The sequence below is a fragment of the Vibrio sp. THAF64 genome (genome assembly GCF_009363455.1).
Taxonomy (GTDB): Bacteria; Pseudomonadota; Gammaproteobacteria; order Enterobacterales; family Vibrionaceae; genus Vibrio; species Vibrio coralliilyticus.
In genome coordinates this window covers 26,875-47,945 of record NZ_CP045355.1, presented here as the reverse complement: position 1 = coordinate 47,945, position 21,071 = coordinate 26,875, and the positions used below count along the sequence as shown (strand labels likewise).

At 41.4% G+C, this 21,071-nt stretch carries 18 protein-coding genes and 1 pseudogene; 14 read left to right on the top strand and 5 right to left on the bottom strand.

Going from position 1 to position 21,071, the window contains the following annotated elements; translation table 11 throughout:
* The first annotated feature begins 18 nt into the window (after positions 1–18).
* The 5 genes from FIU99_RS27280 (at position 19) to FIU99_RS00190 (ending at position 3,939) form a co-directional block, all read left to right on the top strand.
* Positions 19–186, top strand: coding sequence for a hypothetical protein (locus tag FIU99_RS27280; protein ID WP_164492178.1), 168 nt, complete (start codon positions 19–21; stop codon positions 184–186).
* Between the two features lie 124 nt (positions 187–310).
* Positions 311–577 (top strand): YihD family protein, encoded by a 267-nt coding sequence (locus tag FIU99_RS00205; protein WP_006957505.1) that lies wholly within the window; start codon positions 311–313, stop codon positions 575–577.
* Between the two features lie 250 nt (positions 578–827).
* Positions 828–2,246 carry a cytochrome c oxidase accessory protein CcoG gene (ccoG, locus tag FIU99_RS00200; RefSeq protein ID WP_006957504.1) on the top strand — a complete coding sequence of 473 codons (1,419 nt, stop codon included), beginning with the start codon at positions 828–830 and terminating at the stop codon, positions 2,244–2,246.
* 55 nt (positions 2,247–2,301) lie between these two features.
* Entirely contained in the window at positions 2,302–3,288 is a 987-nt protein-coding gene (locus FIU99_RS00195) for a serine/threonine protein kinase (protein ID WP_006957503.1), read from the top strand.
* A 30-nt stretch (positions 3,289–3,318) separates the two neighbouring features.
* Positions 3,319–3,939 (top strand): thiol:disulfide interchange protein DsbA/DsbL, encoded by a 621-nt coding sequence (locus FIU99_RS00190; RefSeq protein ID WP_006957502.1) that lies wholly within the window; start codon positions 3,319–3,321, stop codon positions 3,937–3,939.
* A 55-nt stretch (positions 3,940–3,994) separates the two neighbouring features.
* Here the strand turns inward: FIU99_RS00190 and FIU99_RS00185 are convergent, their stop codons facing one another.
* Positions 3,995–4,879 carry an acyltransferase gene (locus FIU99_RS00185; protein ID WP_006957501.1) on the bottom strand — a complete coding sequence of 295 codons (885 nt, stop codon included), beginning with the start codon at positions 4,877–4,879 and terminating at the stop codon, positions 3,995–3,997.
* A 183-nt stretch (positions 4,880–5,062) separates the two neighbouring features.
* On the opposite strand from FIU99_RS00185, the gene FIU99_RS00180 reads away from it, so the two are divergent.
* Positions 5,063–6,049 (top strand): DUF2860 domain-containing protein, encoded by a 987-nt coding sequence (locus FIU99_RS00180; RefSeq protein ID WP_006957500.1) that lies wholly within the window; start codon positions 5,063–5,065, stop codon positions 6,047–6,049.
* 32 nt (positions 6,050–6,081) lie between these two features.
* Here the strand turns inward: FIU99_RS00180 and FIU99_RS00175 are convergent.
* Positions 6,082–6,762: pseudogene (locus FIU99_RS00175) on the bottom strand (ATP-binding protein); the annotation flags it as partial.
* 218 nt (positions 6,763–6,980) lie between these two features.
* Here FIU99_RS00175 and FIU99_RS00170 point away from each other — a divergent pair.
* From FIU99_RS00170 to FIU99_RS27720, 4 genes are read left to right on the top strand one after another with little or no spacing between them, the layout of a single operon-like run.
* Entirely contained in the window at positions 6,981–7,565 is a 585-nt protein-coding gene (locus tag FIU99_RS00170; RefSeq protein WP_172974052.1) for a TnsA endonuclease N-terminal domain-containing protein, read from the top strand.
* Complete coding sequence (locus FIU99_RS00165) at positions 7,562–9,448, top strand: Mu transposase C-terminal domain-containing protein (RefSeq protein ID WP_172974051.1); 1,887 nt, start codon at positions 7,562–7,564, stop codon at positions 9,446–9,448. The genes FIU99_RS00170 and FIU99_RS00165 overlap by 4 nt, the downstream gene beginning before the upstream one ends.
* 8 nt (positions 9,449–9,456) lie before the next feature.
* Positions 9,457–10,362, top strand: coding sequence for a TniB family NTP-binding protein (locus FIU99_RS00160; RefSeq protein WP_152471932.1), 906 nt, complete (start codon positions 9,457–9,459; stop codon positions 10,360–10,362).
* A 9-nt stretch (positions 10,363–10,371) separates the two neighbouring features.
* A complete protein-coding gene (locus tag FIU99_RS27720) occupies positions 10,372–11,865 on the top strand; it encodes a TniQ family protein (protein ID WP_152471931.1) in 1,494 nt (497 codons plus the stop codon).
* 990 nt (positions 11,866–12,855) lie between these two features.
* On the opposite strand, the gene FIU99_RS00150 is transcribed toward FIU99_RS27720, so the two are convergent.
* Positions 12,856–14,766, bottom strand: coding sequence for a hypothetical protein (locus FIU99_RS00150; RefSeq protein WP_152471930.1), 1,911 nt, complete (start codon positions 14,764–14,766; stop codon positions 12,856–12,858).
* Between the two features lie 157 nt (positions 14,767–14,923).
* Between FIU99_RS00150 and FIU99_RS00145 the strand changes: the two genes are divergently transcribed.
* Positions 14,924–18,148 carry a P-loop NTPase fold protein gene (locus FIU99_RS00145; RefSeq protein WP_152471929.1) on the top strand — a complete coding sequence of 1,075 codons (3,225 nt, stop codon included), beginning with the start codon at positions 14,924–14,926 and terminating at the stop codon, positions 18,146–18,148.
* A gap of 107 nt (positions 18,149–18,255) precedes the next feature.
* Here the strand turns inward: FIU99_RS00145 and FIU99_RS00140 are convergent, their stop codons facing one another.
* A complete protein-coding gene (locus FIU99_RS00140; RefSeq protein WP_152471928.1) occupies positions 18,256–18,507 on the bottom strand; it encodes a hypothetical protein in 252 nt (83 codons plus the stop codon).
* 1,000 nt (positions 18,508–19,507) lie between these two features.
* Positions 19,508–19,651: a hypothetical protein gene (locus FIU99_RS27275; RefSeq protein ID WP_153189405.1), complete on the bottom strand. Its 144-nt coding sequence runs from the start codon at positions 19,649–19,651 to the stop codon at positions 19,508–19,510.
* Between the two features lie 451 nt (positions 19,652–20,102).
* Between FIU99_RS27275 and FIU99_RS00135 the strand changes: the two genes are divergently transcribed.
* From FIU99_RS00135 to FIU99_RS00130, 3 genes are read left to right on the top strand one after another with little or no spacing between them, the layout of a single operon-like run.
* On the top strand, positions 20,103–20,459 hold the full coding sequence (locus tag FIU99_RS00135; protein ID WP_152471927.1) for a hypothetical protein: 357 nt from the start codon (positions 20,103–20,105) through the stop codon (positions 20,457–20,459).
* A complete protein-coding gene (locus tag FIU99_RS27270) occupies positions 20,449–20,625 on the top strand; it encodes a hypothetical protein (RefSeq protein WP_154351781.1) in 177 nt (58 codons plus the stop codon). The genes FIU99_RS00135 and FIU99_RS27270 overlap by 11 nt, the downstream gene beginning before the upstream one ends.
* On the top strand, positions 20,618–20,797 hold the full coding sequence (locus tag FIU99_RS00130; protein ID WP_152471926.1) for a hypothetical protein: 180 nt from the start codon (positions 20,618–20,620) through the stop codon (positions 20,795–20,797). The genes FIU99_RS27270 and FIU99_RS00130 overlap by 8 nt, the downstream gene beginning before the upstream one ends.
* The last annotated feature ends 274 nt before the right edge of the window (positions 20,798–21,071 follow it).

Below are 21,071 nucleotides of genomic sequence, written 5' to 3'. Positions count from 1 at the left end.
TGGCAGTTAGGTTAATCAATGCGCCCAACAGCAGTCAGGTGTACGTCGCACACAAACCGTGCGATGCGTCGTCGTGGTGGCTTTGTCACTACTCCAGCGGCACAAAAACTCGCGCCCGGAATGACTTTAGTAGAAAAGACAGCGTTAATGTCCTCTTCTTCAGCCAAAGTCACTAAGGCGGCATAGGCATAAAGCGCAGTCTCCACTGCGCTTTTTCTTTTCTCATTCTCCCATCCCTGAATCCATGGTATTGGCCTGTCTGATTTGGTACCTTAACCGCATACCAACATAGAAAGTGTGGAGAAAGCCGATGAAGTGTCATCGCATTGAAGAACTACTCGAGCTACTCGAGCCTGAATGGCAAAAAGATCAGCAAATGAACCTGCTGCAGTTTATTGTCCAGCTCGCGCAGGAAGCAGGTTACGAAGGTAAACTGGAAGATCTCACCGACGATGTACTGATCTACCACCTCAAAATGCGCAACAGCAGCAAAGATGAAATGATTCCGGGGCTGAAAAAAGATCAGGAAGACGATTTTAAAACCGCGATTCTGCGGGCGCGTGGCATCATCAAATAATCAGGCTTAGGCCAGAGCGACCTTAGGGTCGCTTTTTTTATATCCAAATCATTTAGACGGGCAAAACTGTTAGGCAATTTATTTATAAAACTGTACTGATCTTTGTTGTTAAAGGTTGATAGCCTTAAAGAAATAAAAAAATGATTGCGTATATAATCGCCGTCCATAAGAAAATACTAAAATATTAAAGAGCAAAGTCGCAGAGCGGGATCGCTAAGAAATCTCGCCTTTAGCCCAAGAAGGAAGCGTAATGAGTCAGGACAAAATTGAGATAAAAGACGTGACTCCCAAGACCTTTAACCCCAAGACGCACAAAAACACTGGGGACAGGTTTAACCCGAGCAACCGCATCTACGTGCGTGAAAGTAAGGGCACATTTCAACAGTTACGTCGCTACGGAGGCTGGTTGCTACTGGTTCTCTTCGCTATGGTGCCATGGATTCCGTACGGGGAACGTCAGGCAGTTCTATTAGACCTTGGTCATCAGCAGTTTAACTTCTTTGGTACCACACTTTACCCGCAAGATCTGACCTTGCTGGCATTGCTGTTCATGATTTCCGCGTTCGGTCTGTTCTTCCTCACCACCTTCTTAGGCCGAGTATGGTGTGGCTATTTGTGTCCTCAAACCGTCTGGACCTTCATGTACATCTGGTTTGAAGAGAAGCTAGAAGGCAGCGCCAACAAACGCCGCAAACAAGACTCAGGCAAGCTGACCGCTAATCTTGCAATGCGTAAAGGACTTAAGCACCTAGCATGGTGGGCCATTGCACTGGCAACAGGTTTCACCTTTACCGGCTACTTTGTTCCGATCAAAGATCTTGTTCTCGGGTTCTTCACCTTTAACGCTGATTTCTGGCCAGTGTTCTGGGTGCTATTCTTTGCAGGCTGTACCTACGCTAATGCAGGTTGGATGCGCTCGATCATGTGTGTCCACATGTGTCCGTATGCGCGCTTCCAGTCAGCCATGTTTGATAAAGATACCTTCATCGTTGGCTACGATACAAAACGAGGCGAATCTCGTGGTGCTCGCTCACGTAAAGCCGATCCAAAAGCTCTGGGTTTAGGCGACTGTATCGACTGTAACCTGTGTGTGCAGGTCTGTCCGACCGGTATCGATATTCGCGATGGCCTGCAATATGAGTGCATCAACTGTGGCGCTTGTATTGATGCCTGTGACAATACGATGGATCGTATGGGCTATGAAAAAGGCCTGATCAGCTACACCACAGAGCATCGTTTGTCAGGAAAAAATACCAAAGTCATGCGCCCTAAATTACTTGGCTATGGCGCGGTACTGTTAGTCATGATCGGTCTCTTCTTTGCCCAAGTGGCAGCCGTTGACCCAGCAGGCCTTAGCGTGCTGCGTGACCGTAATCAGTTATTCCGCGTCAACAGCTCCGGCGAAGTAGAAAACACCTACACACTGAAGATCATCAACAAAACTCAGCAAACTCAAGAGTATAAGTTGGATGTGTTAGGGCTCACTGATGTTTCTTGGTATGGCAAACAAACTGTCCACGTTTCACCGGGTGAAGTGTACAACCTGCCAATGAGCTTAGGCGTCAATCCGGACAATCTCAGCTCTCCTGTTGCGACAATTCAGTTTATACTGTCCGATAGCGAAGACTTTACGATTGAAGTAGAAAGCCGCTTTATAAAAAAACTTTAGCGGCTACCTCTACCTAAAACATGGAAAAGGGCTCAGCAATGAGCCCTTTTTATTTATGACACAACTAGCCTTTAACTTTGATGCTCTGACACCCGACTTTATGTGGTACGCCTTGGAAAGCATCGGCATTCGCGCCGAATCCGGCTTTCTGCCACTCAACAGCTATGAAAACCGTGTTTATCAGTTTACTGATGAAGAGCGTCAACGTTATGTGGTGAAGTTTTATCGCCCCGAGCGCTGGAGTTCAGAACAGATACAAGAAGAGCACGACTTTACTCTGGAGCTGATTGAATCCGATATCCCGGTTGCCCCACCGATAAAAATTCAGGGGCAAACTCTGCATCAATATCAGGGGTATCTGTTTGCACTGTTTGCCAGTGTTGGCGGACGCCAGTTTGAAGTGGATAACCTCGAACAATTGGAAGGCGTAGGTCGTTTCCTTGGTCGAATCCATAAAGTCGGCGCTCGAATGCCCTTTAAGCACAGACCCACCATCAGCCTCGAAGAATACCTGCATCAACCACGTAAGATTCTGGAGCAATCACAGTTTATTCCATTTCATCTGGAGAATGCCTTCTTCAATGACTTAGACTTGTTGATTCAATCGCTGCAACAACAATGGGATGACTCAGCCAACATCATTCGCCTTCACGGTGATTGCCATCCGGGGAACATTCTCTGGCGCGACGGCCCAATGTTTGTCGATCTTGATGACTCTCGTAATGGACCGGCAGTACAAGACTTGTGGATGATGCTTAATGGCGAGCGTGCCGATAAACTGATGCAATTAGATATTCTGCTTGAGGCGTATCAGGAGTTTAACGACTTTAATACCAACGAATTGAAACTAATTGAACCTTTACGCGGTCTACGTATGGTGCACTATATGGCATGGTTGGCAAAAAGATGGCAGGATCCTGCTTTTCCTATCGCCTTCCCGTGGTTTGATGATCCAAAATACTGGGAAAGCCAGGTATTAGCTTTCAAAGAACAAATTTCGGCATTGAGTGAGCCACCACTCTCACTGATGCCTCAGTGGTAAGAAGCCAAAATGACAAACATGGAGTCAATAATGAAAAAGCTGTTTGCACTTGTCGCAACTGTTATGTTGAGCCTTTCTGCTCACGCCGCTCAATTCAAAGAAGGTGAACATTATCAAGTTCTTGATATTCCTTCAGCTTCTCTCAGCAAGGCTTCACAAAAGCCAACCGTGACCGAGTTCTTCTCTTTCTACTGCCCTCACTGTAATACGTTTGAGCCAATCATCGAACAGCTAAAAGCTCAACTTCCAGAAGGGGCTAAATTCCAGAAAAATCACGTTTCCTTCATGGGTGGTAGCATGGGTGAGTCGATGAGCAAAGCCTACGCGACCATGGTAGCGCTGAAAGTGGAAGACAAAATGGTACCAGTCATGTTTAACCGCATTCACAACATGCGTAAGCCACCAAAAAATGATGAAGAATTGCGTCAAATCTTCCTAGACGAAGGCATTGATGCGAAGAAATTTGATGCAGCATTCAAAGGCTTTGCCGTTGACTCTATGGTGCGCCGCTTCGACAAGCAGTTTAAAGACAGCGGCCTATCTGGCGTACCGGCAGTGGTCGTAAACAATAAGTACCTTGTTCAGGCACAGAGCATCAAAACAATTAACGAATACTTCGAGTTGGTTAACTTCCTACTGACTAAAAAGTAATAAGTTGATTACGTAAAAAAGGGAGCCTTGGCTCCCTTTTTAGTATTCGATTGATCTACTTATCCTGATGAATCTCTTTTAGCAGTTCATCTTTATCCTGCCATATATCACCCAACCATTGCTGAAACTGGCGCTTGTAAGGTTTATCGTTGAAGTAATCCCCACGAACGCTGTCATCGACAGGCAACACTTTAATGCGTACGACTATCTTGGTCATTCGTCCCATCAGCATATCGCGAAACGGTTTATCGGTGTTTTCTGGGTACGCTAGCGTGACATCAATAATGTTTTCAAACTGATCGCCCATGGCCGCCAACGTATAAGCAATTCCCCCCGTTTTGGGCTGCAACAAATACTGATAGCCTGCTTTGCTCTTTTTCTGCTTCTGCTCAGTAAAACGTGTGCCTTCCACATAATTCACCACCGTCGTTGGGGTGTGCTTGAACTTGGCACAAGATCGACGAGTTGTTGCCAAATCTTGACCACGCTTTTCCGGGTGGCGAATCAAATACTCTCGGGAATAGCGACGCATAAACGGCATATCTAGCGCCCAGCACGCCATTCCTATAAACGGAACGTAAAATAATTGTTGCTTAAGAAAGAACTTCGGCATAGGAATGCGGTCTTTAAACACACAGCACAATACAACAATGTCGGTCCAGCTTAGGTGGTTACTGATCAGTAAATACCAGCCGTCTTTCCTTAAACTTTGACCGCCTTCGATGTCCCATTCGACACGATTGAACAAGGAAAGAATGCCGGAGTTAATGGTCGCCCACAGCCACATCACCCGATTAGCCATTGCAGTACCTTTTGCCTGCAATTTACCTTTTGGTAACACGGCTTTAATCAAAGCAATGATACAAATGACGATCGAGCAAAAAGCTGAGTTAAGGATGACCAGAGCCACATTCAGAACAAGGAGTAGGTATGCAAACATAACGCTTATTAATGAGATCCCAGATAGAATTTATAACGTTTCATTTATGAATAATAAAACAGCGTGTAATTATACAAGTCCGTAACCACATTGGAATCACTCTGACGATGGTCAGATTAGTTCGACAAAACTTCGACAACCACTTATCTAATGTCAAAAGGTTCATAACAAGGAGAACCCTCAATGAAAGCCAAACTCTCTCTAATAGCCCTGTCGCTGGTTGCCCTTCCAACGATGGCTCAGCTATCAGAACAAGCAGGATTTAGTGGTGAAGTGTCACTCAGCGCTGGATTTGCCTCTACCACTTCAAACTTCAATACCGATGGCGATAAAACCATCAATGATGTCAATCAAACGGCCTCTTCAGACAGCGGTGCGCTAGTACTGCCACTTGGTAGCTTGGCCTATACCTTCGGTACAAATTTAGACAAACAGTTTTACGTAGGTATGGCTCGTGAAGATATCGCTGTCGGTACATTAGCGCTGGAGCTAGGATATAAGCAACAACTTGCGTCAGGTATGGTGATTGATGCCTCTTTCCTACCGACAGTGATGTCGGGCGAAACTTGGTCTGACCCATTCCTGACGGGCCAAGAGCGTCAAACCACAGACGAAACAGGCAATGCATTCCGTCTGAAGTTCAACAATATTATGGGCTCTAACTTCAGCCTAGACACCGCGTATGCAACCCGCGATATTGACGATGAAAAATCTGGTGTCAGTGATACATCATTAACAACCGCAGAGCGAAATGCTCTTCAGCGTGACTCTTCATCGATCTATCTAAAAGGTGACTATCGTCTACCGTTGACTCGCACTTCGTTCTTGCAGCCTTCACTCACCTACATCAAAACTGATGCCGACGGAGATGCCAACTCACTCGATTCAGTTGGCGGTGAGCTAAGTTACTTTAAGATCATGAACCGCCACCAGTTCGCACTGACCGCTGGGTATACTAACCGTTCTTACGACGCCATCAATGCAATTTATGGTAAGGCACGTGACGAAGATGAACTGAGCTTCTTTGCCGCGTATGAATATCAAGAGTTTATGGGTTGGCAAGACTGGTCGCTGGTTTCATTTGCTGGCTACTCCAAAACCGACTCCAACATCGACTTCTACGATGAAGACCAGTATTTGCTCTCGGTCGGTATGAACTACCAATTCTAAGTTGAAGTACAGCCCGCCCAGTGCGGGCTTTTTTACACCGCCTGAGCGGTCAATTGCTTAAGCAATCGGTCCATTGCCCGATATCCCAACGCTTCAGCCAGGTGATTGCGAGCAATCTGCGACTGACCATCTAAATCAGCAATAGTGCGCGCGACCTTAATGATTCGGTGATAAGCCCGAATTGACAACCCAAGTCGGTGCAGCGCACTCTCCAAAAACTGCGCATCTTCTTTTTTCAATGGGCAGTACTCCTCTATTTCGCGACTGCCCAACAGTGCATTAACCTTATTGGAGCGCTCCAGCATACAGACTCTGGCATTGAGAACCCTTTGCTTAACTACTTCTGTAGGTTCACCACGATCGCCCCCTTCGGCCAAAGTACCTTTAGGTAACGCTGGGATCTCAAGTGACATATCAAAACGATCCAGTAGAGGGCCAGATAACCGACTCAGATAACGTAAAATGGTTTGTGGATTAACTCTCGACTGATTACCTTCGTAATACCCCGTCGGACTCGGGTTAAGGGCGCCCACCAGCTGAAAGCGTGCAGGGAAACGAGTTTTGCCCTGAGCACGCGAGATAATAATCTCCCCGGATTCCAGTGGCTCACGCAATGAGTCAAGCACCTTACGTTCAAACTCTGGCATTTCATCAAGAAACAGCAACCCATTGTGCGCCAAAGAAATTTCACCCGGCCTTGGGATTGTGCCTCCTGACATTTACAGTAATTGCCGATAGCATCACTACAATAACTCAAATAGTTATCTACGCTTATTAACATAATATATTGAGAGCAATCATAGTATTTAGTGATAGCTCTTGTTGTATTTACATTAATTAATGATGGTAATTTATGGTTGCGCGCGTTATTCCGATGAACTACCGGAACATAACTGGAACAGTGTCTCTTAAACGCACTACTCAGTCTCGAATGAGCATCGCATTCGAATCATCCCTAGAAAGGGATTTTGTTGCACTACTCGATGCATCTGATGATGTTCGAGAAATAGAAGAACAGCCTGTACAAATAAAATATAAGGTTTCTAATGAAAATTCATTTAGAACCTATACTCCCGACACTCTCTACACTTTGAAGTCAGGTGAAAAGGTTCTTTGTGAAGTAAAATACCGAAAAGACCTGTTCGAGCATTGGGATACCCTAAAGCCCAAATTTAAGGCCGCAATTCGCTATGCTAAAGAGAAAGGCTGGACCTTTAAGATTTTCACAGAAAAGGAAATCCAATGTGTCTGGTTGTCCAACATGAAGTTCCTCTTTAGATTCAACTCAATCAATCCCGAACCGACGCAAATAAGCTCTATACTTTCAGCAATCGAATCTGTACGTCATTGCGAAATTAGAGAACTCCTCCCCATACTTAGTGCCAGCAAGCAAACCCAAGCGGAATACTTCCCTATTATATGGAATCTAATTTTAAAGAAAGATATTCAGTGTGATTTGAATAAGCCACTAACATCAGCAACTGAGATATGGGTCAATATAACGGAGAACGTATGACTAGCTATAAGTTTGTGCCTGGACTCAAAGTCTACAAGGTAGATGACGCTACTCCATACGAAGTCGTCGCTCCAATCAACATGCGCTCTTGTGTTGTAAGAAATCTAAAAACCGATGTGTTAGAAACGGCGTTTATTTCTGACTTTACACCTGAAGAACGCACTTCTAATCAACACGATGATTTAAGCCTCCACTCTGATGAACAATGGTTAGAAGCAAAATCTCGATATGAAATCATTGCTCCAATACTGGAGAAAAGTTCATACGGCTCTCCTGTTACTGATTTGGTGAAAAAAGCTGCAAAACAGCACTCCATTGGATCAGCTTCAATTTGGAGGTGGATACGCACTTGGCATGATAACCCCAAACTTTCATCTCTGATTAGCAAAAAAACAGGTATAGCAAAAGGCACCGAAAAACTTAGTGAACAAGTTAACCTCATCATCAACGATGTCATTCAAAATGAATACCTAACTAGTCAGAAAAAGAGCATTGCGAGCGTTTGCAGAGAAATCGATAAGCGCTGTAAACGACTTGGTATCAAACCACCTCACCCTAATACAATTAGACTACGCATCCGAAAGCTACCTGCATTTAGAGTGATTAAGTCTAGAGAAGGAAGAAGTAAAGCTGAAGCCAAATTCTCTCCGTCAGTTCATAGTTTCCCTGACGCCCACTGTCCGCTTTCGGTATATCAAATTGACCACACCCCTGCCGACGTAATTATCGTTGATGAAATATCTAGACAACCGTTAGGACGACCTTGGATCACTTTAGCGATAGATGTGCACACTCGGATGGTAGCCGGACTTTATCTGACGCTAGAAAAACCATCAGCGATTAGTGTCGGGATGTGTTTAGCCCATGCATTTTTATCCAAAGATAAATGGTTGGCAGAAAGAGGAATTGATGGAGAGTGGCCAATTTGGGGGCTACCTCAAACCATTCATGCCGACAATGCCAAAGAATTCCGAGGAGGTATGCTAAAACGTGCGTGCGAACAATACTCAATGGACCTTACATGGAGGCCTGTTGCTAGACCGCAATTTGGCGCTCATGTAGAAAGGCTTCTTGGTACGCTCAACCAAGAAATAAAACAACTACCTGGTACCACATTTTCTTCAATTGAAGAGAAAGGCGACTACTCATCCACAAAAAAAGCAGCACTCACGCTTCAAGAGTTTGAAACTTGGTTGGTAACATTCATCATCAACGTCTACCACAAAAAATATCACTCAACTCTTATGATGAGCCCTCTTGCTAAGTTAGAAGAAGGCGTTTTTGGTAATGCCAAAATACCTGGAATTGGTTTACCTCGCGCAGTCTCCGACGAGAGTAAACTACTCATTGATTTTATGCCTTTGTATAGTAGAACTGTTCAACGCTACGGTATAAAAGTCGATGATATCAACTACTTTAGTCACTCTATTGTACCTTGGATAAATGAAACTGACCCAGATAACCCAAAAGTTAAACGAAAGTTTATTGTAAGACGAGACCCAAGAGATATCAGTCAAATTTACTTTTTCGATCCGATAGAAAGTAACTATATATCAGTTCCATACCAGAACATTTCACACCCCAAGCTCACTCTTTCGGAGCTAAAGTCTATCAAGAAAAAATTAAAAGAATCAGGCAAAAGAAATATTGATGAAGACTCCATATTTGATGCCTATGACCAAATGAATAGTATTGTTGAACAGGCCACAAAAGAAACCAAGAGCAAACAAAGAGCGGCAGCTAGAAAGAGATATGCCAAGAAGGCTGCATTAGAGACCAAATCTATCATTGATCTCACTCCCCAAAATTCAACGGAAGAACCCTCTGATATCTTTGATGACCAAGTAGCACCATTTACAGAAATCAAATTTCAAAATAGGTAGGGGATAAAATGGTAACTGAATACAAACATCTCAACTCAATAACTCTTGAAAAAATGAGTTTACCCCCTACGGAGAGAATCAATTTTGCTCGTCAAAGTGTTTGGATTGGATACAATACCGCCAATCAAATACTTGATGAACTTGATGAATTAGTACGATGGCCTCGAACTCAGCGAATGCCTAGCAAGCTCATTGTTGGAGATACTAACAATGGTAAATCCATGTTGATCAGCCAATTTCTGCTAAATCATGAGCCTTTTTACGACGACCCTCAGAATGAGCAAGGGCTGCATGTGCCGGTTATAGCCATCCAAGCTCCACCAAAGCCAAATGAAAGGTTGCTTTACAGCACCATACTCCAGCAAGTATGGGCACCACATAGTGCAAGAGAAACATCTTCTAGACTTCTCGAAATGGTTATATCCATTCTGAGACATTGTAAAACTAAAGTACTTGTTATCGATGAAATTCATCATTTACTAGCTGGAACACACTCAAAACAGCATGAGTTTCTTAACATACTTAAATATTTATCCAATGAGTTACAGCTTTCTATCATCGCAGTAGGTACTAAAGACGCAGTTAGAGCTATTAATGTAGACCCCCAACTAGCGAATAGATTTACAGCATTGCAACTCCCCCGATGGAAACTTGATCGAGATTATCTAAGGCTTCTGGCTACATTTGAACAAATTTTACCTTTAAAGAAACCGTCCCATCTTAGCTCTAGAGAGTTAGCTCCTGTAATCTATGACTTAACTGAAGGATATATAGGTGAAACTTCAATGCTTCTAGGCAACGCTGCATGTCTTGCTATCAATGATGGCTCCGAAAAGATTACATCAAATATTTTGGAAAGTTTGAATTGGGTTTCCCCTTCACAAAGAAGAAGAGCTTCATTGGAAGAGAAGTGAGATTACATTATGTGGCCTTACTCAGCATTTGCAGACAAACCCTATCAACTTAAGTTTCGCCCTGTATATGTCAAAGGAGAGCTTCTCAGCAGTTGGATGATTAGGGTTGCTCACTTCTATGGCGCTTCTCCGATAAAGTTTTGGCACTATATTCTCCAAAGTCATACCGTATGGAATCGAGATATAGATACCCACATTTCTGAAAGCCTAAGGCAGAAATTGAGAGAAACCATAGGCTATACCAACCGAGCTCTAGAGATACTTCCATCAGATAAGCACTGGGTACTTCCTGTTGGAATATACCATCGACGGCGTTTTGCATATGGCCTTCAATACTGCCCACTTTGCCTAAGTAAAAAGATGATTTGGCCAAAGCTATGGCGATTGGGGTTCTTCACGGTGTGTCCAGATCATCAATCTTTGCTGTTCGATCGATGCCCACAATGCTCCAAACCAGTCGAGCCACACCTTGACTTTAAAATCAGTCTCGAATTATGGAATTGCCATCAATGTGGATTATCTCTTACCGCTGCAGCTTCAACACCAGATCATCCCACCTATACACAACAGTGCCTTTCAAACTGCTCAGATACGTACAAAATTAACGACCAAGTAATTAGCTACAATGATTTTTCACTTGGGGTAAGGTTAATAAGTCAGATTATCTACAGAAAAAATAAATTCTTAGAGCCAAGCCACCTAAGATCTTTGTGCTCTTCATCACCTGAAACACGTCAATCTATACTACTTACAGTTGATGATTTCCTTAAAGATTGGCCAATCAGTTTCAGTATGTTTCTAAGAGAACACCAAATATACCCCTGCGAACTCACGCAACTAAGGAAATTGGTGCCAACTTGGATTTACGAACCGTTTAAGCTACCTAAAAAGACGTTCAAGGGCGCCCCTCTCCACGTTAAGGCGCCCACACCCAAAAAGTCTATTCATGAACACGACTCTAGGTTAGTAATCGATAGGGTTTTGGGCATGATGTGGTTTCAAGTTTTAGATAAGACTTCCAATAGAAAATCTCAATTCCAGCGATATAGAAACTTTCAGTTTGCATTCTCAACATATGTATTGGGATGGACTATAAAGCGTATCAGTTCGTTGCATATCATCGAAGGTAGCTACAAAAACATTAGAATCGGCTATCAAATCAAGGGCATCACTCATGAACTCAAGGTTGTCAACAACCCTTTATGGTGGGTATCTGTAAGAGAGTACATCAATATATTTAAGCAGGAATTACTCACGGAGAACAAAGGTCAAATATTGTATTTATTCCCACCAGTAAACAACAATACCAACTGTACATGGGTCTACAAAGTACTTCGAAAGACTATCAACATGTGCTCAAGCGACAACCACAACATGTTAGCTAACTTTGGTTTAGCACACTCTCAGAGTCAATTTGACCATATCAAATCACCCCTAGCTTTTGCATTAAACACAAACAAAGAATTTCAATTTTCATCTTCGAGAAGGTGTACCAGCTTATGATTTTAATGAGGTGGTTAAAAGATAGAGAAAGCTATGTCAGGACAATTGTGTGAACGATGCAGGTGCTTTAGTGGCGTCCTTTTTATTGCGTACAAATCAAAAGGGATATCAAAACGAGTTTGCCCCAGGTGTTGTCTGGGTTATTTTAAAACATGCTCGATATGCAAAAAGCATCGTAAAATATACCACGTAACACACAACTCTCCTCCTCAAACACTTTGCAAGGTATGTATAGAAAATCCAATATTTACTTGCCCCAAGTGTCTCCGTCAAAGGCAGCGCCACAGCAAGAAGGAGTGCTCTGACTGCTACAACAATAGGTCAGCAAGGGTATACACTGTAAAGTGCAGTAGAAAAATAGATCAACGCTGGCTCAAAGTACTTCTTTTCAAATTTTATGTGTTCTGTACTCGTCAACGAGGTAGCCTATTTACCAAGTACTACTTAAAAAAGCACTTACCTTTTTTTCAAAAAATCGATAAGCATGTTCCCAGTTACTCTATTCTCGGATATTGGCTGAGAAACGCTCTAACTATCGATGAGCTAAGAAAACATTTACTTATTCGAAAATTCTTTCTGAAACAGGGAATCTATAAACCATGGTCATCTCTAGATCATAAAAAACATCAGGTACAACAATCTATTGAACGGCTGCTGGCAAAAGACTCTCCACACAGATTAATTCTGAATGGCTATTCAAGCTTTCTGTCCACGAAGAAACGTTTGTCTTCCCAAACTCGCTTACTTTATTTAAGAGCGGCAAATCAATACCTTATCACTCTGGCAAATAGCGAGTACCAGATAATGTCCTCAAAAATATGCACTTCGGGTTACAAAAACTCACTATCTATATTTCTGTCATGGCTTAAAATCCAAAATTTATCACCCAAGACCATCTACTATAGTCTTACAGAAGACGAACAGGATAGTCACCGAGCAGAAGCCCACCTTTCAAGGCTCATCAGAAAGCAGTCCACCAATTAGTCCACCTCAGCTTGCTTTAGAGCTAACTCTCCTAACCAATGTATTCGCTCGCTTTGCATATTCAATCAAACGCTCAACCATACGTTTAGATAGCGGCAGCCCTTGCTCTGGTTTATGAGTAAAGTACTCAAAGACAATATCGGTATGATTTTGCTCAAATTCGTCTCTAAACTGAGTCGCCTTACCTGAACATAGAGAAATATCATGAATAATATCTTGATGTTGTTTAGCTGGTATACGGCCATGCTTAGAATAATAGACAAACATACGAAATGATTCTTTGGTTACATTTTCATATTTTCTTGGACTCTGAGCACTTTGAGACATAAGACGCTTTTCAATTTCCAAGAAATAAACGGGATGTCCGATACTAAGTCCTCCTATTGCTCCTGTGCGAGGCCTGTAATAAAGGTTTTCTTTAGTTTCACCACCGCCCAACCAAACTCTTGACCATGCTGTTGACTGTATATCCGTAGGGAATTCAAAATACCCCAAAGGTTGATTATTTTCTAAGTCAACTCTTCCAGACTTAGCACACAAAGGACTAACTTTAAGTCGGCTAATCACTTCCTCAAAAACAACTAAGGGGGATATTTCTACTCTAGTTTGTTCCTTTTCCACAACGGTGTTATTGATGGGTACTATTCCTTGAGCCCGTTTTTCAGAAGATGATGGATCGCTAGACATGATTTCACTAGCCTCTTTCGAATCAATCTTACCTGAAATGTAGTTTGATACCTCTTTTTCCGACTGAACAAACGAATATTTATCTTTGTCCAGAAGTACTATGCCCCCTTTACGTACTACCTTTTCAGTCTTTAAGGATATGTCAGGACGCTGCTTTGCAGAGTCATCTTTGTCCTCGTTATCATCTTTCTTAAGGGGTGTATGTTTTTTGATGCCAAACTCTTTTGCATTTGGGGCAGTTTGTTTTCCAGGGGCAGATTTCTCTATGTACTCAACATCTTGAATACCATTAGGTAAAGGATAATCTGTACCTGTAATTTTTTTGAGTAGGAATACTTTCTGACCTTTTGCATTATTACATGATGCTTCGACCAAAATCCCTTCAAGGGAAACGTCCTTATGTTCAAAAGGAAACCCAATATTTATACGTAGAGGGAAACTAGATTTTTGATCTGAATTTTTCTTCTTTTGAATTGTGAAAGAATCATGCATTCTTTCGACTTGACCAGCCGCATATGTTTTTGTTGTCCCGTCTTTAAAATAAAGATTTGGGAGCAACCTTCTCATATCGCTATAACTCATTTCTATATTGGGGTGCAAATGAAAAACGCCACCTTCGATGTGAGTTTTTTCATAGAAAAAGCGAGTATCTTTAGGTTGCACCTTCTTCTCTATTAATTTGATTGCAAGCTTTGAGGAAGTAGCGTAGTAAACTCTGTATATTTCTGACATAGGTATTAATACTTTAGCGAGCTGTTTTGTTCGTCTCCTCTTTGCTCTCACCTCACATTCGCATACCAAAACCGACTCATATCGCCCACGAGCTCCCAATCGAATATCGTCTCTATCAAATAGTTCAAATATATCGATATTTCCAAACTCCTCCATGTTGACTAAATCATCAAGTACAATCCTGTTTGAGTTAGCAACTCTCGCATCAATAGTCAAACTGTGTGTAGGAACGTTAACTTCATATACAAGCTTTCTGTCGACATACTCATCTCCAATAGAAACAGAGTTATATGTTCCCAATCCCACGTCAACAACTTCACTTCTCCCGCTCTCCAACTCTGTCACTAGGAAACAAGCATTAGGAATACCCGAAGTTTTGTTGTCATCACTTTGGGGTTTTACATTTGCGGTTTTGAGACCACCGAAAAAGTCAATGCGATACCTTTTGCCGTCTTCTTTAAAACTCAAACTATTTACATCGTCATAACTCGTTGACATAACTACGCTCCCACATACGAACTATCACTAATTTCTAGTATGTTTATCATTTATCTGTATTAAATCATGAAAATGCACGCATAAGTTTGAAGTTGAACTCACAACAAGGCATTGATCCAAGTGATATTATGTTCATAGATAAGTGAACAGGTGCATTATGAAATATCAGATAGAAAAGCCAGCAGACGAAGACCTATTCAGCAGCGGTGGACACAGCCATACTGCTAGTGCGATGGAACAAGTCATATTAAATCAACCTGATGTTCATGCAATTGGGCTAGAAGGGGAGTTGGGATCAGGTAAAAGCACTGTACTTCGCTTTTTAGAACAACAATTACCTGACGACATATACAAATTTATCACTTTTGACGTCGAGCAATTTCATTGCGCATCTACTAAAGCCTCATTTGTAAAGCACCTTCGAGATAGGTTAGTTACGTTATTTGGTTCAGATAATTCTCCTAATTCAAAAAAAATCAAAAGACAGATTATCAAGGCTGCTGATAAAGCATTAGGGCATGATCTTACTTATACCAAAAGAGTTAATAGCAACCTTAGTTGGTATACCGTGGCATTTGCTATCTCGTTACTATTGTCCGTTAGATACGCAAAAGACTCTTTAGAGTACATCTTTTTTACACTTTCAATCTTCTTTACAGATACATCCCACTATACATTTGGTTTAGATGAGACAATCACTACAAGCCTAGGAATTTCCCCTATATTAGTTGTACTACTAATGCTAATTAAGCGCTGGCAGGAAAAAGACAAGCCTGACAATGAAAGATTAGTTCCAAATATTGGCGATATATTCAAACGCAATTCAGTAGATAAAATCACCGAGAAGTTTCACGTCACTCGTGAAGTAGGACCAAGTGAACTAAAAGAAGCTTTTCAAACAATGGTTTCTGCAATTCCTGATGAACAAAATGTAGTCCTAGTAATCGACAATCTTGATAGAGTAGACAAAGAAAAGGTTCGAGAAGTATGGAGTGATCTAGAGATATTCACTTCTTGTGAAAACAGTAACTTGAGGGTTATTGTACCGTTCTCTGAAAAGCATGTTGCCACAGCACTATCTGATGACAGAAACAGTGATGGCTCCGAGTTCATCTTAAAGAGACTACCGGTAAAATTTAGAACTCCTCCTGTTGTCTCTGCTGGCTGGCGAGGGCCATTTGAACACTATTGGAATGAAACATTACAAGATAAGGCTGGCATTGAGCTTTGCTCTGAGCTCATCGATATTTGGATTTCTCCAATAAAGCAAATTACTCCACGTTTCTTAAAAACACACATCAATGAAATTGCTGTAGCTTTGGCTTCAAACCCAGAAAACATATCAGCAGTAACCTGCTCAGCCTACCTTCTAGTCCAAAAATCTCTAAATTTTAGCTTTATTGACCTGATTACAATGAATACCGAGTTTAGAGATCAAGAAGAAGAACAGAGTATCGTTCTGACGCGCAAGGTTCTTAGAAAAATACTCACGGATCAATGTTGGTCAGAACAAATCATGAGTCTTCATTACCAAACCCGCGTAGATATCGCTAGAAGTGAGCTATTAGAAGATCCCCTACGCAGAGCTGTAGCAAACTATGACGCGCATGAGGTTGTTGAGTTATCAGAAATATTTGGGTTCGATGTAGCATTCCAGCGTTTGATTAGTATGTATGACCCATATGATCTCGTGAAACTTGCATCAGAAACACATGAAAATGACCCTAAACATGAAGCATGGTTAAGTAAATGGATTCCAAATATCAACTCCTACCTAGAACAATATAAGGATGCCATATCTGCCTATGATTCTCAGCTAATAGAAGCTTATTCAAATCTAACTAGTAGGGAAGTTAAGCTCTCAACTGCCAGATTAAAAACTGAGCATGCAGCATTATCCCAACACTTAAGTAAAAGCGACCTAAAAAAGCCAGAGATGGAAGGAATTCTATCCAAACTCCACAATATAGAAACTGTTACTGGCGACAGATTAACACCTCGCAAGATATCTGAACCTTCTGTAACGTTCTTTCTGGAATATCTTTGGTTTGATAAAGAAAGTTTTCCTCACTGGGATATATCAGGAAGCATTTTAAGCAGCCTAAGTTTCAAGAGCCTTTTTAAATCAATATCAGAACTAGAGTTTTCCAAATCGAATGACTTAATTATGCATGCGGCGAAACACTTCAGTTTAGGTTGGGTTAAATTCAACTCAAGACCATTCTCAGATTTTTCATATTCAGATGCCGACTATCCACAAGTATTGATCACGTCGGACTTCGCAAACACGAACACAACTATTGAACTCACAGAAATGTTACGAACCCGAAAGGGAACAGAGTACATTAACTTTTGGTCTGTCATAACCTTAGTATCAGCGATAGCATCAGACAGCTTAGAGCGAGAGTATGAAAACTCGAATCTTTTAGATTACTTACTGGAAAATTACTATAACGAAGAAGAACAAGGCCATCTTTTAGACGATATCCTTGTGTTTGTCCCACGCTATCAACAGCTTTACCCTGCATTACTGTGTGACAGACTTCCAATAGCCATCAAGAAGCGTATTGCGCTATTGATCGCAAACGGAAGAGTTCACGCACTTAACATCACCGACGTGTTCTCTGAGTACTACCCAGTCATGAAAACTTTTTTTGATAACGATGATACCGAACAGACTTTGGTGAAATTACTTGGTTGGAAGAGACATACATCAGGTGACGACATTTCTGAATGGGATCGCGAGTCTATACTTGATTGCTTAACATACAATGAAACTTGGTGTAACTTCATAATATCGTGGTTTGACTCCGAAGATAACGACGTTAATTTTTGGAAAGGTCAGTTCTTAAACTCCCCCTCCACTTTGAAAGCAATATCCGAGTGGTACTATATAAACAACAAAACTATCAAATACAGCTCCAACCTTACTAGTGCGTTAATTGAAGAATACCGCTCATTTGATGCCAACAGTTCCAGCTCGGAAATGTTTGATGCTCTACTACCTCTGCTCCCAACCAGTTCACTCGGTAGGCTCAAACGTGCCCTGTCATCATTTATAAAAGAAGAGCAAATAGATTCGTCGGAAAAATACTATATTATTGAACGACTAGGAAAACACATTAAGCTTCCCGACTTCGAAAGTGAAGCTTCCATGTCAACAGTTATTAGCTTGATTGAAAATACGACTTCACAGGAGGTGGTAAACTGGTTTTCTGAACAAATAGATGAACTTAATCAAATCTCATGGAGCGAGACCAAACGCACTAATCTGAGCCAAGCGGTCAAGAATCTAGTTGAGCAGTTTGAGATAGGTAACCTAGTACAGCTAATTATTGTAGAAGAAGGTGAAGTTCTGTCACTAGATGAAGAGTCTGATTAGTTCATAGATCAGTAGCAGTGATTGCCTTTATTTAATGTAAGTGCATTAGTTTTCGATACGTAAAATGTAAAAGAGACTGAGTATGTCAGTCTCTTTTACCATTGATCTTAGTAAACTGGATACGGGTGAAATGGAAGCTTTGGCCCGAGCAAAGGTAAAGGGCTAACCAGTGGGCGCCAAGGGCCACAATCTGGCCCAAAGCCATATCCAACCTCTCCACCATACGTCTTTGGCTCAAACGATTGATATCCTAACCCTGAAACAGAAGCGCCATCTAGCCCTTGAACATAAGTGGATGCACCTACGTTTGAAGCGAGCAGTAGTGAGGATAAAACTAGCAATGATGTAAATGTTTTCATATCTATATACCTTCGGCTTAGGGCGAACATAAACACAACATATAGAATAAAAATAAAAAAAACCACTATATGTAGTAACACTAATCATTACAGACTTTAGAGCACAAGTGTTATGGTTTGGTTTCCATATTGTGACAGTTGTATTAAAGCCCAGAAAAACATCACATTTACATATGAGATAAGGGAACTTTTCGCATAACCCAAATGGTAGGTATTATGTTCGTGAGCCACTACAATTATGGGTTAAAAAAAGTTCTTATCCCAAAATGCCATTCATACCGTTTTGAATGAAACACGACCAGATGTAGGAGAGGAATAAAGTTTAATACTAAGCAGGCAAGTAACCCTGTTTGTGCCGTTCTAAATGATACACACGCAGAAATAAAGATTCATACTAATTCCTACTAAAAAGCCTGAATCACGCTACAGATGAGTAATAAAGTCTCATACTCATTGTCTGAGTTTCCACAGATTGAACTACTCCATTCAAACACACTTCTGGACAATTCTGAGTTACGGCGCTTCGGACATTCTGATTTTTCGGATAACTTTTAGTATCGAAAGGCACACCATAAGCCTACATATCGAAGGCCTTACCATTTTATCACCCACGCACTAGGGTTTGTTTTCGAAGACTTTTCTCTTTTTCTCCAAAGTCATTTTTCGTAGGCATTACAACTCCCAATAAGCAATTCAACTAGTTGCATTTTGGAAGTAACATGCACCCAATTTAACTCAGCAGCAGCGTTCTCATGAAATCAGATCAAGCGGCTTCGGACTTGTTCAACAATTGGGGGGGAATGTTGTCTGCGTACCAATTAGCCTTTGTGTGATATAACGATTAACGTTTTGAAGGTAGTTTTCTTGAATGAGCGGCAAACTCACTATCACGGAGGATAAGCCGCTACTAATTTGTTTATATTTTTTATATAGCCAGTTTCACAATCTGTGTTTACTGGAACCCGTTAAGGGCGAATTTAGTTTTTTTGAGTGAAAATGATTATGCGTCCTTGATAATCTTTCTCAGCCAGTAGTAAGCAAATGCTCCCTTACCTACTAACGTAACCAATGCGGTTGCGGTTTGTAGCGTCAATGTTGGGTCAAACGTAATAGCGACACTCAACAGAAATGACATTTCTACCATATTAGCTCCTGATGCTTGTATGGCAGCTGCCAACACAATCACCAGAGGGTGAATTTCAGTAAGTTGGTGAAACCTCCTTGTTGGACTGTATGAAAGTGGCGCGTTCTCAAATGGTTAAGCTCGTTACAACGCGCCTATACTCGAAAGTGAACTTAATTGAATAGCCACTGATTTGCAAAGCAAAAAATCACAAAAAGTGAGTTAACTGTATAACGCTCTTCATATGGCGAATACTACACGTACTTTCGGACTCACAACTTAGGATAACTTTTAGCGTGGCAAAATTGTTTAGACATAAAACATCTGTTAGGTGGCATTAGGAAGAAGATACGGACCCATAATGGCTATAAAAAAGAGTTTACAGTTGTTTTTTTGTCTCGATTGTAATTTTAGGTTGACCTTAGGTTTGTTTTACGTATATTGGTAAGTAACTCTCGATGAGGATAAGAAAGTGGAAGACGAAGAATTTCAAGCCAATATTATTGCAAAACTACAATACATAGCTCGTGAAAGAGCTGTTAGAAGTGGGGGTAGTGATCAAGGTTTTAATGTTTCTATTCATGCTGACAAAATAAAATCCGAAACCGAACGAAGTCGCATTAAACAACCTGTTTTAGATGGGTATCGCAATGCCTTTCAAGCTGCGGGATTTGAAAGTCATGTAGATGCAGATCAAAAAACGGTGGAAGTATTTGTACCTCCAGTTATCGACAGTAGCCGTACGTCGTTTAGTCTAGATGATATAGACAATCAGACAAGCGTAATTAGAGAAATTCGCCTTAGGGAAGAATGGGATAATGAAAAATAAACGCCCACAGAAAAACTCAGTTCAAGTTGAGTTAACACCAGAAGAATGTAACGAAATCAATGATGCCATGGATACGATCCGAGCTTTCGGGGGCAAAGTTACTGTAAACAAATTTATCCGTCATGCGGCGATTCAAAAGGCAAAAAAGGTAAACGAAAATGGGTAAGGCGAACAAAACTGATAGAGCTGTACCGGGACACAAATACCGCGTTGGATTTGGTTGCAATCAGTTCGAAGAGATTTTAGATGCCTCTAATACTGAGGAAAAGCATCCAAACATTTTCGTTCGCGACGCTGGTGTTGAAGCAGCTAAAAACGTTAATAAGAAGAAAAAGTGAAGCATTCTAACCACTCTACATAAAGCCGTAACATATTAGTTGCGGCTTTTTTTTCGGCTGCCTGACGCCAATTAGACGGCTAGCAGTCGCTTATAATCCGAACTCTACACCGTCTTTAACGTGTACTTTTAAATCACAATCAATAACTTAGTAACAACGTGAGAAAATGAGAGTACTAAGAGCTGCATAATTTCTATGTGGGTGGAATTCGGATAACTTACTGTAAGGCAAACTCACATTAACAAGATGTAAATGAGAGCTTACTCTAAGTGGT

Excerpts from the sequence above, each read along its gene's own strand:
- FIU99_RS00140 (WP_152471928.1), bottom strand. The coding sequence starts at position 18,507 with ATGAAAACATTTACATCATTGCTAGTTTTATCCTCACTACTGCTCGCT.
- FIU99_RS00145 (WP_152471929.1), top strand. The coding sequence starts at position 14,924 with ATGAAATATCAGATAGAAAAGCCAGCAGACGAAGACCTATTCAGCAGC.
- FIU99_RS00195 (WP_006957503.1), top strand. The coding sequence starts at position 2,302 with ATGACACAACTAGCCTTTAACTTTGATGCTCTGACACCCGACTTTATG.
- FIU99_RS00170 (WP_172974052.1), top strand. The coding sequence starts at position 6,981 with ATGAGCATCGCATTCGAATCATCCCTAGAAAGGGATTTTGTTGCACTA.
- FIU99_RS00190 (WP_006957502.1), top strand. The coding sequence starts at position 3,319 with ATGAAAAAGCTGTTTGCACTTGTCGCAACTGTTATGTTGAGCCTTTCT.
- ccoG (WP_006957504.1), top strand. The coding sequence starts at position 828 with ATGAGTCAGGACAAAATTGAGATAAAAGACGTGACTCCCAAGACCTTT.
- FIU99_RS00205 (WP_006957505.1), top strand. The coding sequence starts at position 311 with ATGAAGTGTCATCGCATTGAAGAACTACTCGAGCTACTCGAGCCTGAA.
- FIU99_RS27280 (WP_164492178.1), top strand. The coding sequence starts at position 19 with ATGCGCCCAACAGCAGTCAGGTGTACGTCGCACACAAACCGTGCGATG.
- FIU99_RS00150 (WP_152471930.1), bottom strand. The coding sequence starts at position 14,766 with ATGTCAACGAGTTATGACGATGTAAATAGTTTGAGTTTTAAAGAAGAC.
- FIU99_RS00130 (WP_152471926.1), top strand. The coding sequence starts at position 20,618 with ATGGGTAAGGCGAACAAAACTGATAGAGCTGTACCGGGACACAAATAC.
- FIU99_RS27270 (WP_154351781.1), top strand. The coding sequence starts at position 20,449 with ATGAAAAATAAACGCCCACAGAAAAACTCAGTTCAAGTTGAGTTAACA.
- FIU99_RS27720 (WP_152471931.1), top strand. The coding sequence starts at position 10,372 with ATGTGGCCTTACTCAGCATTTGCAGACAAACCCTATCAACTTAAGTTT.
- FIU99_RS27275 (WP_153189405.1), bottom strand. The coding sequence starts at position 19,651 with ATGGTAGAAATGTCATTTCTGTTGAGTGTCGCTATTACGTTTGACCCA.
- FIU99_RS00160 (WP_152471932.1), top strand. The coding sequence starts at position 9,457 with ATGGTAACTGAATACAAACATCTCAACTCAATAACTCTTGAAAAAATG.
- FIU99_RS00165 (WP_172974051.1), top strand. The coding sequence starts at position 7,562 with ATGACTAGCTATAAGTTTGTGCCTGGACTCAAAGTCTACAAGGTAGAT.
- FIU99_RS00185 (WP_006957501.1), bottom strand. The coding sequence starts at position 4,879 with ATGTTTGCATACCTACTCCTTGTTCTGAATGTGGCTCTGGTCATCCTT.
- FIU99_RS00180 (WP_006957500.1), top strand. The coding sequence starts at position 5,063 with ATGAAAGCCAAACTCTCTCTAATAGCCCTGTCGCTGGTTGCCCTTCCA.